We start from the raw sequence: 19,519 nt of genomic DNA, 5'->3' as shown, positions 1-19,519 counted from the left end.
TGCACGCCGCTGACAAGTGCGGTTTTGACCTGACACGTTTGCGAAGTTCCGGTTTACGCGGACGCTTCGGCTTTATACTCTCGGATTAGCTGCCATCAGGAGATTGCCCGTGCCGCCAACCCATGCCCCGGCCCACAAACCCCAAGCGCAATCGGACTGGTGGAAGGGAGCGGTGATTTATCAGGTCTATCCGCGATCCTTTCAGGACACCACCGGCGACGGATACGGCGACCTTGCCGGGGTGACGAAACGTCTGTCCTACATCGCCTCGCTCGGCGTCGACGGCATCTGGCTCTCGCCTTTCTTCACCTCGCCCATGGCCGACATGGGTTATGACGTTTCCGATTATTGCAATGTCGATCCGATGTTCGGCACGCTTGCCGATTTCGATGCGCTGATGGCCGAGGCGCATCGGCTGGGGCTGAAGGTCATCATCGATCAGGTTATATCGCACACATCCGACAAGCATCCCTGGTTCGTGGACAGCCGCGCGAGCCGTATCAACAGCAAGGCCGACTGGTATGTCTGGGCCAATCCCAAGCCGGACGGCACGGCGCCCACCAACTGGCTTTCCGTGTTCGGCGGGCCGGCATGGGAATGGGACGGCGTGCGCAAGCAATATTACATGCACAGCTTTCTCACCTCGCAGCCGGACCTCAATTTCCACAATCCCGAGGTTCAGGATGCGTTGCTGGAAACCGTGCGGTTCTGGCTCGATCGCGGAGTGGACGGTTTTCGCCTCGATACCGTCAATCACTATTTCCACGACAAGCTGTTGCGCGACAACCCGCCACTTTTCGATGATGAAAGCTTTGGTCTCGATGCATCCGACGTCAATCCTTACGGTATGCAGGACCATCTCTACGACAAGACGCGGCCGGAAAACGTGGCCTTCCTCCAGCGTTTCCGCGCGCTTCTTAACGAGTATGAGGGGCGTGCCACGGTGGGCGAAGTGGGAGACGGCGCGCGGTCGCTGAAGACGGTCGCGGCCTATACATCCGGCAATGACAAGCTCAACATGTGCTACACCTTCGATCTTCTGGGGCCGGAATTCACTGCGAAACATCTGCGCAACTCGGTTGAGACTTTCGGCAAGGTGGTTACGGATGGCTGGGTGTGCTGGGCCTTTTCCAATCATGACGTGGTGCGTCACCTCAGCCGTTTTTCCGAAGGCGTCGAAGAGCAGACACGGGTTGCGAAGCTCGCCATCTGCGTTCTGGCCAGCCTGCGCGGCTCGATATGTCTTTATCAGGGGGAGGAGCTGGGGCTGACCGAGGCCGAACTCGCCTTCGAGGATCTGCGCGATCCCTACGGCATTCGCTTCTGGCCGGCCTTCAAGGGCCGTGACGGGTGCCGAACGCCGATGGTGTGGGAGACAGGCAAGCCGAATGCGGGGTTCTCAAGCGCTGAAAAGCCCTGGCTGCCGGTGCCTTATGTCCACGGCCTGCTGGCGGCGGACGGGCAGGAGCGCAAGCCGGACTCGATGCTGAACCACTACCGCGCGGTTCTGTCCTTCCGCAAAAGCCACGGCGTGCTGCGCGACGGCGATATGGATTTCATCAAGACCAATCTCGATGTACTGGCCTTCACGCGCCACAAGGGCGACGAGAAACTGCTGTTCGTCTTTAACCTGACCCGCGATGCGACCGAATTTCCGGTGCCGAAAGGCATGCGGGTTACGGAAATCCTGCCGATGCCCGGCTTCGAGCCGCTGTTCGACGCAGGTATCGTGAAGCTTGAAGGGCTGGATGTGTTTTGCGGGGTTGTCGCGTGAGCGGGCAATTTGTCATCAAGATCGCAGGCGAGGCATCGCTGGACGATTGGTCCAGTTTGCGGTTTCGTCTATGGCCCGATGCCTCGTCTGCCGAACACAGGGCGGAATTGCTGGCATTCTCCGACACGGAGGTCGGATTTATTGCCCATGATCCGGCGGGAACGGCCATTGGTTTTGCCGAGGCCAGCCTGCGGCAGGATTATGTCAACGGATGCGATACCTCGCCCGTGGCGTTTCTCGAAGGAATTTATGTGGAGCAGGCGTTTCGCGGCCAGGGCGTCGCTGCAGCGCTGATCGCCGAGGTCACCCGCTGGGCGATCAGCAAGGGTGTAAGCGAGCTAGCATCCGATGCCGATATTTCCAATGTCGATTCACACCGCATGCATGCAGCGCTGGGGTTTGAGGAAACGGAACGGGTGGTTTATTTCAGGAAGATAGTCTCTTCGAAATGACAATCTGGAGAAACGGGACAGGTCAGGCTGCGGGTCGCTTCGTGGTTTGATCACCGCGCCCGGCGAGAAGGCCGCCGATGGAAATATCTTCATCCAGATTTTCCCAGTGTATGCCGCCGGGGCTAAGCTCGAATTTCAGGCGCTCGGCGGGGGCGGCGACAAGGAGCCGGGGGAACCACGCCAATGGCGCGCCAAGTGTACGGCCATCGTCCAGCGACACCCACATCGTATTATCGTCGAAATTCACATCAGTTGCCGAAATAGTCATTCCACGTACTCTTGATAAGATTGCGATTGTTGATGACGGCTCCGGCTTTCCTGACATGAATATGGACGGGCTCACGCGGATTGCCCTCGTTCGAGTAAAAGAAGAATGTAAGATCCCCGGACCTGAACACGACGGGCAAAATTATCCTCCATTATTGCTCTACGGTCAGATCAACATAAACCGATCCACATCCACCATGCCCATGTCGGAAATCTTCAGGTGCGGGATGACGGGCAGGGGCAGGAAAGCCACCTGCAGGAAGGGTTCCTCGAGCGTCGTGCCGAGCGCATAGGCGGCCTTGCGCAGGGTGTGCAGCGTATCGCGCACCGTTTCGTAAGGTTCGAGGCTCATCAGCCCGGCAACGGGGAGCGGGATTTCGCCGGTCACCTTGCCGTCTTCGACCACCACGAAACCGCCCTTGATTTCGCCGAGCCGGTTGGCGGCCAGCGCCATGTCGTCCTCGTTCACGCCGACGACGCAGATATTGTGGCTGTCATGGCCGACGGTGGAGGCGATGGCGCCTTTTTTCAACCCGAAGCCCTGTACGAAACCGTTGGCGTGGTTGCCGTTCTTGCCGTGGCGTTCGATGACGGCGACCTTGATGATGTCGTTTGCAAGATCGACAGTCGTCTGGTTGCCGTCCGTCGGCAGAATGTAGCGGTGATGTTCGGTGATGATCTTGCCGGGAAGCACGCCCATGACAGGGGTCTCACCTTCCGCGACTGGCACGCCGAAATGGGCGGCGAGCACCGGTCTTGCCTTCACGCTGTCAAGCCCGACGGGCGCGACCGGCTTGCGGGTGGCAAACAGCGCATCATCGACGATCCGACCACCGGAAAGCACAATGCCCGCCTTGCAGTTCTGCAAGCTGTCGATCACCACCAGATCGGCGCGCCAGCCCGGTGCGATGAGACCGCGATCGCGCAGGCCAAAGGCCTTGGCTGCGGAAATCGAGGCGGCGCGGTAGATGGCCAGAGGTTCCACGCCGCTGGCGATGGCCGTGCGGATCATGTAGTCGAGGTGACCCTGTTCGGCGATATCGAGCGGATTGCGATCATCGGTGCAGAGCGCCAGATAAGGCGAAAGGCGTTCGGTGATGATTGGCATCAGGGCGTGCAGGTCTTTCGAAACCGAGCCTTCACGCACCAGAATATGCATGCCCTTGCGGATTTTTTCCAGCGCCTCGGCGGCACTCGTGCATTCGTGCTCGGTGCGGATGCCGGCCGAGAGATAACCGTTCAGCGCCGTTCCCGAGAGAAGCGGCGCGTGTCCGTCGATGTGCTGTCCCTGAAAGGCTTCCAGCTTTGCCATGCATACCGGGTCCTTGTGGACGACACCCGGAAAATTCATGAATTCGGCAAGCCCGATGACCTTCGGGTGATCGCGGAACGGCAGCAGTTTTTCGATCGGCAGATCGGCGCCCGAGGTTTCCAGATGCGTCGCGGGCACGCAGGAGGAGAGCTGCACCCGGATATCCATGATGGTTTCCATGGAACTGTCGAGAAAGAACCGAAGCCCTTCCACGCCGAGAACATTGGCGATCTCATGCGGGTCGCAGATGGCGGTGGTTACGCCATAGGGCAGAACGCAGCGGTCGAATTCGTGCGGTGTGACCAGCGACGATTCAATGTGGAGATGGGTATCGATGAAACCCGGAACGACGATCTTTCCGGAAATATCGATTTCCCGGCGGCCCTCGTAGCTTTCGCCTGTTCCGACGATAGTATCGCCGCAGATGGCGATATCCGAGGCGACAAGTTCCCCGGTCACAAGGTCGAAGAATCGTCCGCCTTTGAGGACCATATCCGCCGGTTCGCGGCCCGTACCCTGATCGATGCGCGTTTCAAGTTTCGAATTCATGCGGCTTTTCTTCGGCTCCTGGTTTACGTCGTCTGCGAGAATTTTCAGTATTTACATTCTCAGGTTGTTTCTTGGTTTGTTTGAATTGATTCTTTGTGTTTTAAATATATCCAGAGTAAAAAATTTTCATATTCGTGTTATCTTATTTTTCAATTTCTACATTTGAACTCTACATTTGAACAATGTCTGGAATACGTAAGTTAATCTTTGCAGGAAGGCCGGTTTCAGCGTCGGCGTTTTTTGCGAATTGCGGGTCGAGATTATCATCCCCGGGAAGGAAAATAAAAGCGTCTAATGCTCAAACGAATTTCCACCCAGCAATTGACGATTGGCATGTTTATCGAAGCGGTCGAAGGCGCGTTTTCGAACAATGAATTTTTGCGGCGGCACCGCTTTCTTCTGCGGCATGAGGCGCTGATGCGTCAATTGAAATTGAGCGGCGCTGAAAGCATCATCATCAACACCGCCAAGGGAAATGATATCGACGGCAGGCCGCGTTCCGCCGGGACCGCCTCGCGGCAACCCGACAATTCTTCCGAGACCATGGCCGCCGTCACCCATGCCGTGCGCTCGGCTGCCGATGCTATCGCCGAGACCTTTGCCGTTGCCGAAGCCGGCGGCTGCGTATCGCTGAAAGGCATGGCGGAGGCGGCCGGAAAGATTTCAGATGCCGTCCAGTTGAACCCGGCGATTTTCATCGGCGTCACCCGGTTGAAATCGAAGGACGAGACGACCTTCGTGCATTCCGTGTCCGTCAGCGGGTTGATGATCCATTTTGGCAATCATCTCGGGCTGGACAGGGGAACGGTCGATCTGCTCGGCATAAGCGGGCTGCTGCACGATATCGGCAAGGTGGAAATTCCCTCGTCGATCCTCAACAAAACGGAAGGGCTGGACGCCAGCGAGCGGGAGATCATCAATCTTCATCCGGCATTCGGCCGGGATATATTATCGCGTAACGAGCAGATGCCCGCCATGGTTCTCGATGTCTGCTTCAATCATCACGAGCGGATGGATGGCGGCGGTTATCCGAGCGGGCGTGTCGGAAACGAGATCAGCCTTTACGCGCGGATTGCGGCGATCTGCGACGTCTATGATGCCGTAACTTCGGTGCGGCCCTACAAGAAGCCCTGGACGGCGAATGATGCGCTGACCTGGATGTTACGCCGGGAAGGCCATTTCGACATGCAGCTTTTGAAGAAATTCGCTCTGTGCATTTCCGCCTCGCTACCGCGCGGCTAGGTGGCAGCCGACCGCGAAGTCGCGCGGTTTGAGGCCTGCCCGGCGACGCCGAAGTGACGCCGCCGGTGCAGAATGCTTATGCCGCCTTGGTTTTTGCCTTGCGGGTCAGATGCACCACGACATTCTCGATCATCCGCATGCCGGCGTCCTGGCCGAGCGTCATGATCGATTCCGGGTGGAACTGAACGGCGGCCACCGGTTCCTTGGCGTGTTCGATGCCCATGATCGTGCCGTCCTCGCTTTCCGCGGTGATGATGAAATCACGCGGAAGCGTGGCGGGATCGGCGAAGATCGAGTGGTAACGGCCGACGGTTACTTCCTTGCCGAGGCCGGAGAAGACCAGGCCCGGCTCCAGTACGCGAATGCGCGAGGGCTTGCCGTGCATCGGCACCGCAAGCTGGCGAAGCTCGCCACCATAGGCTTCCGCCAGTGCCTGAAGACCGAGGCAGACGCCGAAGATCGGCAGATCGCGGGCGCGGGCGGCCTTGATCGTCGCCTTGCAGTCGAAATCCGTCGGGTTGCCTGGGCCGGGCGAAAGCACGACGAGATCCGGCTGGAAACGGTCGAATACATCAGCTGCGACCGGTGATCTGACGGTGGAAACCGTGGCGCCCGTCTGGCGGAAATAATTCGCCAACGTGTGTACGAAACTGTCCTCGTGATCGACGAGCAGAATTTTGACGCCGGTGCCCACCTTGGCCGCATCGCGCTTGGTGGCGGCGGAGTTGGTGCCTTTCGCGTCACGAATGGCGGCGATCATGGCGGATGCCTTCAGCTCGGTTTCGGCTTCCTCTTCCTGCGGGTTGGAATCGTTGAGCAGCGTCGCACCCGCGCGCACCTCGGCGATGCCGTCCTTGATGCGGATGGTGCGCAGCGTCAGGCCGGTATTCATGTCGCCATTGAAGCCCACCATGCCGATCGCGCCGCCATACCAGGCGCGCGGGCTCTTTTCGTGGCCTTCGATGAAGCGCATGGCCCACAGCTTTGGCGCACCTGTCACCGTTACCGCCCAGGCGTGGCTGAGGAAACCGTCGAAGGCGTCCATATCGTCGCGAAGGCGGCCCTCGATGTGGTCGACCGTGTGGATGAGACGCGAATACATCTCGATCTGGCGGCGACCGATGACCTTCACCGAGCCCGGCTCGCAGACGCGGCTCTTGTCGTTGCGGTCCACATCCGAACACATGGTGAGTTCGGACTCGTCCTTTTTCGAGTTGAGCAGTTTCAGGATCTGCTCGCTATCGGCAATCGGATCGTCACCGCGCTTGATGGTGCCTGATATCGGGCAGGTCTCGATGCGGCGGCCGGAGACGCGCACGAACATTTCCGGCGATGCGCCGACCAGATATTCCTGATGGCCGAGATTGATGAAGAAGGAGTAGGGCGACGGGTTGATCGCCTTCAGGCGGCGGGAAATCGCCGACGGATTGCTTTCACAGCGTTCCATGAACTTCTGGCCGGGAACGACCTCGAACAGATCGCCGCGCCGGAAGCTTTCCTTGGCTTTCACCACCAGTTCGGAATATTCGCCGGGACGGTGATCGCCCTTCGGCGGGATCGTATCGGTGGTCTTGAAGGGATCGGGCGTAATGTCGGAGGTCTTGCCATCCGTCGTCACGCCGTCCTTTTCGAAATCGTAGCGGTCGATCCAGGCCTTGGCGGAATAATGGTCGACGACGAGGATTTCGTCGGGAAGGTACAGCACCATGTCGCGCTGGTCTTGCGGCCGGGAAAGCGACAGCTTGATCGCGTCGAACTGGAAGGCGAGATCGTAACCGAAGGCTCCGAACAGGCCGATGGCCGAATCCGCATTCGAATAAAACAGGTCGACGATAGCGCGCAGCGCCGTGAAGACGGTCGGGATTTTCGAGCGTTCTTCTTCGGTGAAGACACGATCCGGCTCGTTGACGGTGAGATCGAGGCGGCGGACGGACGATGCGCCGAGCGTAAGATCGGGCGTCGCCTTCAGCTTTTCGGTGATGAAGTCGAGCAGCACTTCGCCGCGGCCATTATAGGCTTCGATCCACATCTGGCGGCCGAGGCAGGAAATGCCGAGCGGCGGGTCGATGATGGCCGTATCCCAGCGGGTGTAACGGCCCGGATATTCATAGTTGGACGAGAAAACCGCACCGCGATGGGCATCGAGCTTTTCGATGTAATTGTCGATGGCGCTGGCATAATCGGCGGCGCGACGCTTTCGGCTGACCTTGATGCCGCCTTTCGTCTCGTAGGTTTCCGCTCCGTCATCCTGAATGATCGTTACCATTTCTTTCGTACTTCCCGTTTTTCAGGCCCGATGACAGGCGGCAGAATAACAAAAAAGCCGCCTGAAAATTCGGGCGGCTTGGACTTTGTCTGAAGACATGACTGGTCAAGGCCGCGTGAAGCTGCCCCACCACCAGTTAGCAATGTTCTTAGACACGATGTTCATGGCAAAATTGTTAGCCTGCACAATTCGCCTTGGCAAGGGGATTCCGGCGACGGAATGAACCTTACCGGCGCGAGTTGCGTTCCTGTCCTGCCGAAACAGTCAGGAGTGCCCCGCAAAATGCTTCATCGCCTGTGTCTTCTGATGATGAGCCTCGCATTCATTTCCGCCTCCGAACCGCCGCGTCAGGTGCCGGTGCCACAGCCAAAACCGGACGAGCGGCAAACGCCCGCCGACACGGAAAAGCCCGATGGCAAAGGCGCGCAAACGCCGGACGAGACACCGAAGCTGATCCCCAAGCCGCAATCGCCGCAAGAAGACAAATCCGAAGGGAAGCCTGTTCCGGACGGGCAGGGTTCCGAGGACAAGAAGAAAGACGACAAGGAAAAAAAGGACGATGAGAGCGGGGCACCGGCTGGCGAGACGGCCAAGCCGGAGAAGAAACAGCCGGAGCCGGTGAAGCCGGAAGACCCGGCAGCACTTCAGGCGTGTCTTGGCGCATTGAAGGACATCGGTGCGGAATTCAAACAGCTCGAACCGATCCGCGACGAGGAGCAGGGGTGCGGCATCGAGGCTCCCATCGAGCTTTCCGTGGTTCTACCGGGTATCAAGCTTGAACCGTCTGGTACCATGCGCTGCGAGACGGCCCTTGCGCTATCGCGCTGGACAAAGGAGATGATGCTGCCGGCGGCGGCCCTCGCTTTACCGGAGAGAAAGGTGACGGCAATTGCCAATGCCTCGACCTATATCTGCCGCAACCGCAACAGCGCCGAAAACGGCAAGATCTCCGAACATGCCCGGGGCAATGCCGTGGATATTTCCACCATCGCCTTCGACAAGGGCGAGCCGCTGGTGATGAAGCCGCGCGGCGAGGACGGAACGGCGGAAGGCGCCTTCCAGCGAACGATTACGGCTGCCGCCTGCCTGTTCTTCCGCACCGTTCTCTCACCCGGCAGCGACGCCACCCATCAGGATCACCTGCATCTCGACGTGCTGGAGCGAAAGGGCGGTTATCTCTACTGCCGCTGATAAAAAAGGGCGACCCGAAGGCCGCCCCGACTGGAGATGATGTTCCGACCCGGCTTAGAATTTTTGAGTCAGAGAGATTTTGAAGGTGCGGCCTGCTTCCGTATAGAAGTCGACAGGCTGGTTGACGGTGCTGACGGCGTTGGGGTTAACGTCGCGAACGCCGACGGCATTCCAGTACTGCTTGTCGAACAGGTTATAGACGCCGGCCTGAATGCGCAGGCCCTTGGTCTGTTCCGGTTCCCACCAGCCGGTCAGGTTGAAGATGCCGTAGCCGGGTGCATCGTAGGTGGAAGCCACCTTGTCGTCACGCATATGCGAGGAGAAGATGCCGGTAAATTCCGTACCCCATGTCTCCTGGGCGTAACCGACGCCGAGGACGGACTTGAACGGCGCCACCGTGCGGATGAATTCGTTGCTGTCCGTGTCCTTGCCATAGGCATAAGCGAGTGACGCGTGGGCGAAGAAGCCGTTTGCGAGTTCCTTGCGAACCTTGGCTTCCACACCGGAGATTTCAACATTGGCGCGGTTGCGATAGGTGAAGAGCGATCCGTTGCCCCTGCCGCCGAAGCCGGGGAAGAGCGTCGTCGAGGTCGTATATTGCTCGATGAAGTTCTTGTACTTGTTGTGGAACAGCGTCAGGCTTCCCGTCAGATCGCCGGAGGCGTAGTTCGCGCCGATTTCGAAGCCGTTGCTGGTTTCGGGATTGAGGGCGGAGTTGCCGACCACGGCATAACCGGAGCTGATATTCGAGAAGTTCAGGTATAGTTCGTTGATCGTCGGCGCGCGGTAAGCCATCGACCATTGGGCGAAGAGCTGCAACTCCGGTGTCACGTCGTAGGTAGCGAGCAGTTTCGGCGAGAAGCGTGAGCCGCTGTTACCGCTTGGCAGGCCGAAAGTGTTGTAACCGCCGTTGCTGGATACCGAGCCGTCCGGATCGTAATCGTAGGAATCGAAGCGCAAGCCGGGCGTCAGACGGAAGCCGTTTCCAAACGCAATTTCGTCATCGAGATAGAGACCGAGGCTCTTGCCGCTGACATCCGGCATGTCGGATTGCGACGATGAGGTCGATCCGCCCGTGTTGGCGTAAAGCTCCTGGCTGAAATCGGTGGTCATGGCGTTGCCGCCGAAGCGGACCGTATGCTGCACGCCACCGAGGTCGAAACCGGATTCAAGTCCGCCAACGATGCCGAAAGCGCTATTGCGCATGCTGTCTTCGCGAATATAGAGCGAATTGTTGGTCAGCCGGTCGCCCGCACCGGATTCCTTGGTAAGGCGCGTCCAGTAGAGCGACAGATTGGCCGCATCGATCAGGCCGTCGGTTGAAGGCGCTTCATATTCGTAGTCAAGCGATACGCGTTCGCGTTCCGTATCCTCATAGCCCCTGTAATCGCCGATCCGGTAGGTCGATCCCGAAACGCTGACGCCTTGCAGGGTCCGCATGTCGCTGCGGTCTCTGAGCGAAAAACGCTCCGCCGTCAGGCCGATGCGATGGCCACCCTCCAGATCCTGACGGATCTTGAACATCAGGTTGCTTTCATAGGTGTCGGCCGGGTTGGGCTTGGTGCGGCGCGTTCCGTAGATATCGGCCGTTCCCTTGTTGTCCGCCTCGTTGCCGCGCTTGTAAGATCCCTGGAACAGGACCGAAGTGTTTTCGATCTTTTTGGCGACCGCGAGCGATCCACCAACGCTTCTGTCCTCGCTGTCATAGGTGGTTTTGGCAACCCCGCCCCAGTCCCTGCCTTCGCCGATCAGATCTTCCGGTTCGAGCGTCCGCAAAACAAGCGCGCCGCCGAGGGCGCCGGAGCCGATGCGGCTGGAATCTGCGCCGCGTACCACGTCAACCGTGGAAAGCGACGAAAAATCGAAGCTCGAATTCGTATTGCTCAGGGTGGTGGTGGCCTGGCCCTGACGGGCGAAATTGTTAAAGAAGGGGACAGGGATATTGTCGATCAGGGTTACGACGCGCGCCTCACCGAGGCCGCGAATGAACAGGCCGCCGGGTCTGCCGGGTTTGGCATCCACATAATCGACGCCCGGCTCGGTGGAGTTTCCGAGGTCCTTGATACTGCCGATATCCTTCTTGCGGACGTCTTCCGCCGTTGTCTGGCTCGCAAGCGGCGTGTCGGCGACGGCGTTCGCGCTTTTCACGCGCTTGCCCTTGACCACGATCTTCTCGAGCGTGGTGGTGCCGTTCGTCTGCGACGCCGCATCCTGCGAGTGGGCAGGCCCGGCAAAGGGCAGAAGAGACATGGCAGTGCACAAAAGCAGCGCGGAATGCGTGCGCGAGATGGACATTGAATACCCCCGGGTAAACGCGCGGAGAAACCACGGCGCGCAAAAACGCGCCGCGCCTGCTGTCGCGGCTGAAACTGTTTTGATGTGTTACGGACGAGCCGATCAGCGAGCACTAAAAAACATGAGGATAACTGTCAACATATTATATATGACTTTTACCATCATGTTTTAAAGCATAACGGGACGTGGCAAAAATGTGACGCTCTGTCAGGCCGGACCAAAGCAATGGATAGGGCCAAAAACGCCTCCGTCCGGCCAAAGTCCCGACATTGCCGCTTGCTAGGATATTCGCAGCCAGTTTACATGGCGAAAGAAAGCATATCCCGACAATAGACAGAAAATTAAACGGATACGGAAATGAAGTCACTTGAACTGCTCGTCGAGCGGATCATTCTCTCCAGCCGCTGGCTGCTCGTCGTCTTTTATCTCGGGCTCGTCGCGGCACTGGCGGTCTATGCGTTTTCCTTCGCGCTCAAGTTCCTGAAGGTCGCGAAAAACGTTTTCATCTACGATGAATCGGACATGATCCTCGCCATGCTCGGGCTGATCGATGCGGCGCTGGTCGCCAGCCTCATCGTCATGGTGATGATCTCCGGCTACGAGAATTTCGTCAGCCGCTTCGATGAGGCGGATGACGAGGTTTCATTCCTGGGCAAGCTCGACTCGGGCAGTCTGAAAATCAAGGTCGCATCGTCGATCGTGGCGATTTCATCGATCCACCTGCTGCAGATATTTCTCAACGCCAGTCAGTATACGGATAGCCAGCTGATGTGGTTCACCATCATTCACCTGGCTTTTGTCGTTTCGGCGGTCATGCTCGGTTTTCTGGAAAAATTGATGGCGAAGCCGAAGGACACGTCTGAAAAACAGGTGCTTTAACCAAGGTAGTTCACCCGATATGAAGCTCGTAACCGTGTTTGCCCATGCCGTTTGTATTTCGCTCCGGGCTCAAGCACGCCGGCCCGGCGGCGGCACCTGAATGTCGACGACGGAGCGCCAGGACAGGCTTTGCCGGAACCTTTCGGTTGCCACCGACAGGCAGCAATGGCTGGCGGCGCTGCAAGACGTGATGCAGGCGTTCGGTTATTCCCATGTGACATTGCTGAAGTTGCCGGGCGGCCGCTCCAGCTATGCCCTGCCGACGATTGTGGAAAGCAGCCTGCCGATCTGGGTCGTGAACGCGATGACCAGGGATGGTGCGCTCGGCGACTGTCCGGTTATCAAGCGCGGCGCCTCATCGATGATGCCGCAATATTGGTCGCTCGACGATGCGGAGCTTGCCTGTGAGACGCTGGCGGATGCAGGAGCCTCGCTGAGCAGCATAGGTATTACCTCCGGTCTCATGGTGCCGGTAAACGGCATGAACGGAAACCGGCATCTGATGAATTTCGCCGGCGATCGCGATGCCTTGCCGCAATCGTCGCTGAACGAACTGGGCATGATCGCGCTGCATGCCCTGGAGGCCTATGACCGCCTTTCTTACGCCGGCTCCAAAGGCCCGTCGCCTCTGACGAAACGGGAACTCGACGTGGTGCGCTGGACCGCGCAGGGAAAGACGTCGGTGGAGATCGCCGAGCTTCTGTCCATCTCGGAACATACCGTCAATGCCTACATGAACAACGCCATGCGCAAGCTCGATTGCGTCAACCGCGCGCAACTGGTGGCCAAGACCATTCGCCTGCGCCTGATAGACTGAGTCTGGCAGGTTGGGCCGGCCGCAGGGCCGGCGCCGTTACCGGTCGAGAACGGAACGGAGTTCGACGAGGTTCGAGCGAACCCGCAAAACGTAAAATCCCATGGTGGCGAGGTGCGAGGGCATGATCCATCCGCTTTCCTCACCGTTGGAGATGATCGCCGGCTGGATGCGCAGCGCCGCGCGGGTCTGCCCCAGGGTGTCGTTCCAGAGATTGGTCAAGTTGCGTTCGCGAATGACCTGCGCGAAATCCGATCCGGCCGCGGAAAGCACGCCGTAATAACCATAGAGCTGGCCATAGGCGAACCAGAAACGGTCGTCGGCGCGGGTGTCGAACCAGCCGCCATTATAGTTTTCCGAACGCTCGCGCAGAATGGCCGACGTCGAGCCGATATCGCCGGCAATGCGGTCGATGAACTGGATCAGGTTGTCGGCGCGAGTGTCGAAAACGGCCTTGCAGGCCGTCAGTTCGCCGTTGAAGGCCTGGAAACTGCGGATGGCGGCGCGGTAATAGCTGGGTGTCGGCGTCTTGGGGCCGAAGGGGTCGAGGCCGAAATACCAGGAATACTCGCTGAACTGCATGTTCCCGCGCGCTTCCTGAAGATTGTTGTTGATACCCGAGGTTCCACGAACGCGGCCGAGCGTATCCACCAGTTCCACCGAGGTACGGCGCACCGCCTGGTTCACGCCGCGCTGGAAGGACGCCTTGTTGTCCAGAAACGGCGTGCTGTCCCAGTCCATGCCGAAGAGGCCGAGACGGTAGAGCAACATGGAGGAAATCCATGCGTTCTGATTGACGTTGAAATCGGTGAGGTCGGCGGCGGCATCGACGATGGCCGAGCGCTGGCAAACCGGCGCGGATGTGTTTGCGGCGGCCCCGGTCGCGCCGGCGGCCGTAGTCGTGGTCGCGGTCGGCAATTCCTGTCCGGGCGGCACGGTGCGTTCGGCAAGCTTGTAACGGGAAATGTAATCCGCGTCGAAATTCGTCCAGACCTGCGTCTGCCAGACGAAATATCCGTAGAAGGCGACGAGAAAGATGAGCACCAGAGCGATCGGACCCTTGATGATCCAGTTGCGGCCGCGATACCAGCCGTGGGCGGCCATGAAGGGCCACAGGAGCCATGCGACGACAAGACTGGCGGCCTTGCCGATGGCGTTGAAGGCTGCCTGAATCAAAGCGGTTATCCGGTCGATCATGTCGTCATAGTCTCCTCTGCCCGTGGGGCTGGACGCCGGAACAAACCCGTGGTCTGGCCGGGTGCCTTACGGCGCTTCGTAAAAAACCGCGGTCATTCACTGTCTCCAGATATGTCCCGCTCAATCGGGATACAACATGATTGCGAAACTTTTCTCAACCTGCGGTCCGCACCGGCCGTTCCGGCGTCCCGGACTGCGCGCGAAACATGCGCCGCCGCAGCACCGCCGGGACAGACGATTACAGGCCGAGTTTGGCGATTTCGGCGTCCAGCCGCTCCCGCGCCTTTTTCGGCAGCTTGCCGTTCTTTACGGCATCCAGATTGGCCGGTGCCGCATCACCCACGACGACGAGCGCGACCATGCCCATGCCGAGATGCGGCGGGCATTTGACGACGTAGGCGCCTTCCTTCTCGACCGTCACCTTCAGCGTCTCGTTCATCTTGCCCTTGAAATCGGCGGCGCCCTCGGGGAGCATTTCCTTGACGGCTGCCGCATCATGACCCTTGTCGACGGGCACGAAGGAAATGACGTCGCCGACGGCCGCCCTGACGGTTGCCGGTTCGAAGACCATCATCTGGCCGTCACTGCCCTTGTTGAGCATCTTCACTTCGATTTCGGCGGACAGGGCGGGAAAGGCAAAGAGGCTGGCTGCGATGGCAAGGCCGGCGATTGTGGCAGTTTTGTCGTGCATATCTTTTGCTCCTGCGAGAAAGCACATCCACGCGAATGTGCCTGCATGGTCTTAGCGCAGGAGCAGGCAAGCTATCCTTGCGAAAAATCAAATGCGGCAACCGGACGCAGCCGGTCAATTGCCTCGTCAGTCGCCCTTGACCGTTTCGACCCAGTGGCGGCGGCAGAAGGAAACGTATTTTTCATTGCCGCCGACGTCGATCTGCGCGCCCTCCTTGACGACATTGCCTTCATTATCGAAACGGGCGACCATCGTCGCCTTGCGGCCGCAATGGCAGATGGTGCGGATTTCGCGAAGCTCGTCGGCGATGGCGAGCAGTTCTTTGGAGGCCGGGAAAAGCTTGCCCTGAAAATCCGTGCGCAGGCCGTAGGCCATGACCGGAATGTTCAGGCGGTCGGCAATGCCGGCAAGCTGCCAGACATGGTGCTCGGACAGGAAGTTGGCTTCATCGATGAAAACACAGGCGACGGGCGCTTCGGCATGCAAGGCCGATACTTGCGCGAAAATATCGGTGCTTTCATCGAAGGTCCGCGCGTCCGAAGACAGGCCGATGCGTGAGGCGACCCGGCCAAAGCCCGCCCGATTGTCGAAGGCGGCCGTGAAGATCAGCGTGCGCATGCCGCGCTCCTGATAATTATAGGATGCCTGCAGCAGCATGGTCGACTTGCCGGCGTTCATCGCCGCATAATTGAAATAGAGTTTTGCCATCATCCACTCCCGGAGCGCCTTCCCGTCCTTTGAACGCTTCGCAAGGATGCGCCCGCCTTATTTGATCGGCGCATCGGTCTTGCAAAACCGCTTCCGGTTCCTGCGCCGATGCTGCGGCCTTTGCGTCTTTTGACGGTGAAGGAGAGAGTTGAAAAGTGCTGCGACGGGAAAAACACAGATTTCCGCATCCTGTCACGGTCCATACCGCGCGGCAAAAGCCGGATATTTTCATCATTGTGTCGCAAACGGCGGGCCAAAGCACGCAAACGCACGCGAGTTGATTGTGTCCGGCAGATATTGATAATGGCAAGGGAACGAAAAAAGGGAGCAAGCGATGTTTGCAAATAGAAGTCGCTGTCTGGTTTTGGCCGCAGCAATCTCCGTCATGACGTTCAATGCGGCCAGCGCCGCCGAGCCGGCAAGTTGCGGCAAGGTGCGTTTCTCCGACGTGGGCTGGACCGACATCACCGCCACGACGGCCACCGCCACGGTGCTGCTGAAGAGTCTCGGTTACGAAACCGACGTCAAGCTTCTTTCGGTGCCAGTCACCTATACATCGCTGAAAAACAAGGACATCGATGTCTTCCTTGGCAACTGGATGCCGACAATGGAAGGCGACCTCGCGCCTTACCGCGACGACAAGTCGGTTGAAACCCTGCGTGCAAACCTGACCGGTGCGAAATATACACTGGCGACCAATGCCAAGGGCGCCGAACTCGGCATCAAGGACTTCAAGGATATCGCGGCCCATAGCGACGATCTCGGCGGCAAGATCTACGGCATCGAACCCGGCAATGACGGCAACCGCCTGATCCTCGACATGGTAGCGAAGGACACCTTCGGGCTGAAGAGTTTCGAAGTGGTCGAGTCTTCCGAGCAGGGCATGCTGTCGCAGGTCGCCCGCGCGGGGAAATCCGGCGAACCGATCGTCTTCCTTGGCTGGGAACCGCATCCCATGAATGCGAATTTCAAGCTGACCTATCTGACCGGCGGCGACGAGGTCTTCGGCCCCAATCTCGGCGGCGCGACGATCTACACCAATGTCCGCAAGGGTTACACCGAGGAATGCCCGAATGTCGGCGTTCTTCTCAAGAACCTGGAATTTACCCTGCCCATGGAAAACGAAATCATGGGCAAGATCCTGAATGACGGCATGGAAGGCGAGGCGGCCGCGACCGCCTGGCTGAAGGCCAACCCGGCTGCGATCGAGCCCTGGCTCGCCAACGTCAAGACCAAGGACGGCACTGACGCCTTGCCCGCCGCCAAGAAGGCGCTGGGCCTCTAAACCGCAAACAGTGCATGACTGCACCCGGCCTGTCGTTGGCAGACCGGGTGCAGCGGAAATTTACGATGCCCCGCATGCCCCGGTCAGCGAATTTTTCTCGCATCCGGGTCGCGCGCCATCCCGGTGTCCGGCAATTCCTTGCCGGCCGTCGTTTCTGCATCAGCGGCATTTGCGGTGAAACGGGATCACCGTGAATGCTTCATCTCCTTGTTTTTTTGCAATTCCGGACCCCAAACCGCTACGCATTTTTACTGGAATTGCTCTCGTTCACGAAAGGTCTTGTCTTACCGTGGAATGGCTCAGCGCTCCTGAAAACCGCCTGCCCGTCGGCCGATATGCCAAGGAGGCCATCGACTGGCTGACCGGCAATCTTGCTTTTTTCTTCGATTGGCTTTCCTTCATTTTCCAAAGCGTCATCAACGCCCTACTTTATGTTTTGCAGGCGCCGCATCCGCTGATCATCGTCGCGATCCTGACGGCTCTTTCGGCCTGGACGCGCCGCTCCGTCGGCATGCCCGTCTTCACGGCGCTCGGTCTCCTGTTCATCATCAATCTGGGGTACTGGAAGGCGACCACGGAAACGCTGGCGCTTGTTCTCGCCTCCAGCGCGGTGTGCATGATCATCGGCATACCGCTTGGAATATTGGCGGCACGGCGCAGGTGGATCTATGCCGGCATGCGCCCGGTGCTGGATCTGATGCAGACGATCCCGACTTTCGTTTATCTCATTCCGGCGCTGGTGCTTTTCGGCCTCGGCATGGTTCCGGGGCTGATCGCCACCGTCATTTTCGCCATTCCAGCGCCCGTGCGCCTGACGCGCCTCGGCATCGTCTCGACGCCGCCGGCGCTGGTGGAGGCGGCCATTGCCTTCGGTGCGACGCCGTCGCAGGTTTTGCGCAAGGTGGAGCTTCCCTTCGCCGCGCCGCAGATCATGGCGGGTCTCACCCAGACGATCATGCTTTCGCTGTCGATGGTGGTCATTTCCGCCCTCGTCGGCGCAAATGGCCTCGGTGTGCCGGTGGTGCGCGCATTGAATACCGTCAACATCGCCATGGGCTTCGAAGCGGGGTTGTGCATCGTCATCCTGGCGATCGTTCTCGACCGGCTTTTCCGCCTTCCCGGCACGGAGCATGATCTATGAGTGACGCAATCATCTTCGGAAATGTCGATATCGTCTTCGGCGACCGACCTGACGCTGCGCTGGCGCTGATCGACAAGGGCAGCACGCGCGACGAGATCAACGAGCAGACCGGACTGGTCCTTGGCGTTGCGAATGCCTCGCTGTCGGTCAATGAGGGCGAGATACTCGTGCTCATGGGGCTTTCCGGCTCCGGCAAGTCGACGCTGCTCAGGGCCGTCAATGGTCTGGCGCCCGTGGTGCGCGGCAATGTCAGCGTGAAGACGGCGACCGGATTTGTCGATCCCTATCGGGCGACGGCGAAATCGCTGCGCGACCTGCGCATGCACACGGTTTCGATGGTCTTCCAGCAATTCGGCCTTTTGCCCTGGCGCAACGTGGCCGACAATGTCGGTTTCGGACTGGAGCTTTCCGGCACCCCGGAAGTCGAGCGCAAGCGCATGGTGGCCGAGCAGCTGGAGCTGGTAAACCTGTCCGCCTGGGCCGACCGCAAGGTGGGAGAGCTTTCCGGCGGCATGCAGCAGCGCGTGGGGCTGGCACGGGCTTTCGCCACCGGCGCGCCGATTCTTTTGATGGACGAGCCGTTCTCCGCGCTCGACCCCCTCATCAGAAGCCGCCTTCAGGACGAACTTCTGGAGTTCCAGAGCCGGCTGAAGAAAACCATTCTCTTCGTCAGTCACGATCTGGACGAGGCGTTCCGCATCGGCAACCGCATCGCTATGATGGAAGGCGGGCGCATCATCCAGTGCGGCACGCCACAGCAGATCGTCAAACAGCCGGCCACGCAATATGTTGCGGATTTCGTGCAGAACATGAATCCGATCTCCATGCTGACGGCCGCCGACGTGATGAAGCAGGGCGTGGACGAACGAAACGGCCGGTTGACGGTTGCCGCCACCGCCCGTCCGTCATCGCCGCTGATCGACATCCTCGATGCGCTTGCGAAACATTCCGGCGCGATCGGCATCGTCGAGAATGGCGCGATTATAGGCACTATTTCCGCAGATGAAATCGTGACCGGACTGACACGCCACCGAAAAAGATAAGAAACGCCCGAATTAGAAAACGAAAGGCCTTCCTCTCCGGAAGGCCTTTTCACATGAGTTTTAGCTGGAAGTCATGGCTGGTATAATAAAAAAGAATATTCTGATTATTATAAGTTATGCATTAAAATAATTACGTATAAAAATTATATTGCAAACTTAGAAAAAATTGCGCAAGGTTAGACTAGATTCTGTACCTCCCTGCGAAATTTAAGGTGGCGGAAGATTACGGTCATCGAGCCGGACATTGAAAAGCGAAATTTTGGTGCTCAATTTTTGATTGTTTATTTGTGAGAATACTCCTGCGAATACATGAGTTTATTGCGGAAATGATAAAAAACAGGCAGAAAGCTGAAAAATTGATCAAGGTGTCTTAAGTTAATGATCAATGAAGAATAGTCTTTGAAAGGGCCACG

The 19,519-nt window shown here is 58.7% G+C and carries 17 protein-coding genes; 9 read left to right on the top strand and 8 right to left on the bottom strand.

The window, feature by feature from the left end; all coding sequences use genetic code 11:
* The first annotated feature begins 109 nt into the window (after positions 1-109).
* Together bglA and aac(6') are read left to right on the top strand one after the other, a co-directional pair.
* Positions 110-1,774 carry a beta-galactosidase BglA gene (bglA, locus tag RS75_RS08205; RefSeq protein ID WP_045019145.1) on the top strand — a complete coding sequence of 555 codons (1,665 nt, stop codon included), beginning with the start codon at positions 110-112 and terminating at the stop codon, positions 1,772-1,774.
* A complete protein-coding gene (gene aac(6') / locus RS75_RS08200) occupies positions 1,771-2,226 on the top strand; it encodes an aminoglycoside 6'-N-acetyltransferase (protein ID WP_045019144.1) in 456 nt (151 codons plus the stop codon). Before bglA ends, aac(6') begins: the two co-directional genes overlap by 4 nt.
* Positions 2,227-2,248: 22 nt before the next feature.
* Here aac(6') and RS75_RS08195 read toward each other — a convergent pair whose 3' ends face one another.
* Genes RS75_RS08195 through ade form a run of 3 tightly spaced genes read right to left on the bottom strand, consistent with a single transcriptional unit; the run spans position 2,249 to position 4,354 of the window.
* A complete protein-coding gene (locus RS75_RS08195; protein ID WP_045019142.1) occupies positions 2,249-2,494 on the bottom strand; it encodes a DUF2442 domain-containing protein in 246 nt (81 codons plus the stop codon).
* Positions 2,475-2,624, bottom strand: a complete 150-nt coding sequence (locus RS75_RS25520; RefSeq protein ID WP_234704236.1) for a DUF4160 domain-containing protein — start codon at positions 2,622-2,624, stop codon at positions 2,475-2,477. Before RS75_RS25520 ends, RS75_RS08195 begins: the two co-directional genes overlap by 20 nt.
* Positions 2,625-2,659: 35 nt before the next feature.
* On the bottom strand, positions 2,660-4,354 hold the full coding sequence (ade, locus tag RS75_RS08190; protein WP_045019140.1) for an adenine deaminase: 1,695 nt from the start codon (positions 4,352-4,354) through the stop codon (positions 2,660-2,662).
* 294 nt (positions 4,355-4,648) lie between these two features.
* Between ade and RS75_RS08185 the strand changes: the two genes are divergently transcribed.
* Positions 4,649-5,596: an HD-GYP domain-containing protein gene (locus RS75_RS08185; protein WP_045019138.1), complete on the top strand. Its 948-nt coding sequence runs from the start codon at positions 4,649-4,651 to the stop codon at positions 5,594-5,596.
* Between the two features lie 76 nt (positions 5,597-5,672).
* On the opposite strand, the gene RS75_RS08180 is transcribed toward RS75_RS08185, so the two are convergent.
* Positions 5,673-7,862 (bottom strand): anthranilate synthase, encoded by a 2,190-nt coding sequence (locus RS75_RS08180; RefSeq protein WP_045019136.1) that lies wholly within the window; start codon positions 7,860-7,862, stop codon positions 5,673-5,675.
* 282 nt (positions 7,863-8,144) lie between these two features.
* Here RS75_RS08180 and RS75_RS08175 point away from each other — a divergent pair, with 282 nt between their 5' ends.
* Positions 8,145-9,053, top strand: coding sequence for an extensin-like domain-containing protein (locus RS75_RS08175; RefSeq protein WP_045019134.1), 909 nt, complete (start codon positions 8,145-8,147; stop codon positions 9,051-9,053).
* Between the two features lie 54 nt (positions 9,054-9,107).
* Here the strand turns inward: RS75_RS08175 and RS75_RS08170 are convergent, their stop codons facing one another.
* Entirely contained in the window at positions 9,108-11,348 is a 2,241-nt protein-coding gene (locus tag RS75_RS08170; protein WP_045019132.1) for a TonB-dependent hemoglobin/transferrin/lactoferrin family receptor, read from the bottom strand.
* 357 nt (positions 11,349-11,705) lie between these two features.
* Between RS75_RS08170 and RS75_RS08165 the strand changes: the two genes are divergently transcribed.
* Together RS75_RS08165 and RS75_RS08160 are read left to right on the top strand one after the other, a co-directional pair.
* The gene (locus RS75_RS08165) at positions 11,706-12,227 is read left to right on the top strand and encodes a TIGR00645 family protein (protein WP_045019131.1); all 522 of its coding nucleotides are present in this window, start codon (positions 11,706-11,708) and stop codon (positions 12,225-12,227) included.
* A 100-nt stretch (positions 12,228-12,327) separates the two neighbouring features.
* Positions 12,328-13,044 (top strand): helix-turn-helix transcriptional regulator, encoded by a 717-nt coding sequence (locus RS75_RS08160; RefSeq protein ID WP_045019129.1) that lies wholly within the window; start codon positions 12,328-12,330, stop codon positions 13,042-13,044.
* Between the two features lie 36 nt (positions 13,045-13,080).
* On the opposite strand, the gene RS75_RS08155 is transcribed toward RS75_RS08160, so the two are convergent.
* The 3 genes from RS75_RS08155 to RS75_RS08145 form a co-directional block, all read right to left on the bottom strand.
* Positions 13,081-14,238: a DUF2333 family protein gene (locus RS75_RS08155; protein ID WP_045019127.1), complete on the bottom strand. Its 1,158-nt coding sequence runs from the start codon at positions 14,236-14,238 to the stop codon at positions 13,081-13,083.
* A 238-nt stretch (positions 14,239-14,476) separates the two neighbouring features.
* On the bottom strand, positions 14,477-14,929 hold the full coding sequence (locus RS75_RS08150; protein ID WP_045019125.1) for a pseudoazurin: 453 nt from the start codon (positions 14,927-14,929) through the stop codon (positions 14,477-14,479).
* Between the two features lie 126 nt (positions 14,930-15,055).
* Entirely contained in the window at positions 15,056-15,637 is a 582-nt protein-coding gene (locus RS75_RS08145) for a thymidine kinase (protein ID WP_045019203.1), read from the bottom strand.
* A gap of 334 nt (positions 15,638-15,971) precedes the next feature.
* Between RS75_RS08145 and RS75_RS08140 the strand changes: the two genes are divergently transcribed.
* From RS75_RS08140 to choV, 3 genes are all read left to right on the top strand, one after another.
* Positions 15,972-16,922: a choline ABC transporter substrate-binding protein gene (locus RS75_RS08140; RefSeq protein ID WP_045019123.1), complete on the top strand. Its 951-nt coding sequence runs from the start codon at positions 15,972-15,974 to the stop codon at positions 16,920-16,922.
* A 289-nt stretch (positions 16,923-17,211) separates the two neighbouring features.
* Positions 17,212-18,063: a choline ABC transporter permease subunit gene (gene choW / locus RS75_RS08135; RefSeq protein WP_045019121.1), complete on the top strand. Its 852-nt coding sequence runs from the start codon at positions 17,212-17,214 to the stop codon at positions 18,061-18,063.
* The gene (choV, locus tag RS75_RS08130) at positions 18,060-19,106 is read left to right on the top strand and encodes a choline ABC transporter ATP-binding protein (protein ID WP_045019119.1); all 1,047 of its coding nucleotides are present in this window, start codon (positions 18,060-18,062) and stop codon (positions 19,104-19,106) included. Before choW ends, choV begins: the two co-directional genes overlap by 4 nt.
* Positions 19,107-19,519: the final 413 nt, after the last annotated feature.

This window comes from Rhizobium nepotum 39/7, from assembly GCF_000949865.1.
In the GTDB taxonomy this organism is placed as follows: Bacteria; Pseudomonadota; Alphaproteobacteria; order Rhizobiales; family Rhizobiaceae; genus Agrobacterium; species Agrobacterium nepotum.
The sequence above is the reverse complement of the archived record's forward strand: the minus strand, read 5'-3'. Positions and strand labels throughout refer to the sequence as shown.

Bases quoted from the DNA above. Each gene is read 5' to 3' on its own strand.
- choV (WP_045019119.1), top strand. From the start codon at position 18,060: ATGAGTGACGCAATCATCTTCGGAAATGTCGATATCGTCTTCGGCGAC.
- RS75_RS08155 (WP_045019127.1), bottom strand. From the start codon at position 14,238: ATGATCGACCGGATAACCGCTTTGATTCAGGCAGCCTTCAACGCCATC.
- RS75_RS08180 (WP_045019136.1), bottom strand. From the start codon at position 7,862: ATGGTAACGATCATTCAGGATGACGGAGCGGAAACCTACGAGACGAAA.
- RS75_RS08140 (WP_045019123.1), top strand. From the start codon at position 15,972: ATGTTTGCAAATAGAAGTCGCTGTCTGGTTTTGGCCGCAGCAATCTCC.
- RS75_RS08150 (WP_045019125.1), bottom strand. From the start codon at position 14,929: ATGCACGACAAAACTGCCACAATCGCCGGCCTTGCCATCGCAGCCAGC.
- RS75_RS08175 (WP_045019134.1), top strand. From the start codon at position 8,145: ATGCTTCATCGCCTGTGTCTTCTGATGATGAGCCTCGCATTCATTTCC.
- RS75_RS08185 (WP_045019138.1), top strand. From the start codon at position 4,649: ATGCTCAAACGAATTTCCACCCAGCAATTGACGATTGGCATGTTTATC.
- RS75_RS08170 (WP_045019132.1), bottom strand. From the start codon at position 11,348: ATGTCCATCTCGCGCACGCATTCCGCGCTGCTTTTGTGCACTGCCATG.
- RS75_RS08145 (WP_045019203.1), bottom strand. From the start codon at position 15,637: ATGGCAAAACTCTATTTCAATTATGCGGCGATGAACGCCGGCAAGTCG.
- RS75_RS08160 (WP_045019129.1), top strand. From the start codon at position 12,328: ATGTCGACGACGGAGCGCCAGGACAGGCTTTGCCGGAACCTTTCGGTT.
- RS75_RS08165 (WP_045019131.1), top strand. From the start codon at position 11,706: ATGAAGTCACTTGAACTGCTCGTCGAGCGGATCATTCTCTCCAGCCGC.
- RS75_RS08195 (WP_045019142.1), bottom strand. From the start codon at position 2,494: ATGACTATTTCGGCAACTGATGTGAATTTCGACGATAATACGATGTGG.
- ade (WP_045019140.1), bottom strand. From the start codon at position 4,354: ATGAATTCGAAACTTGAAACGCGCATCGATCAGGGTACGGGCCGCGAA.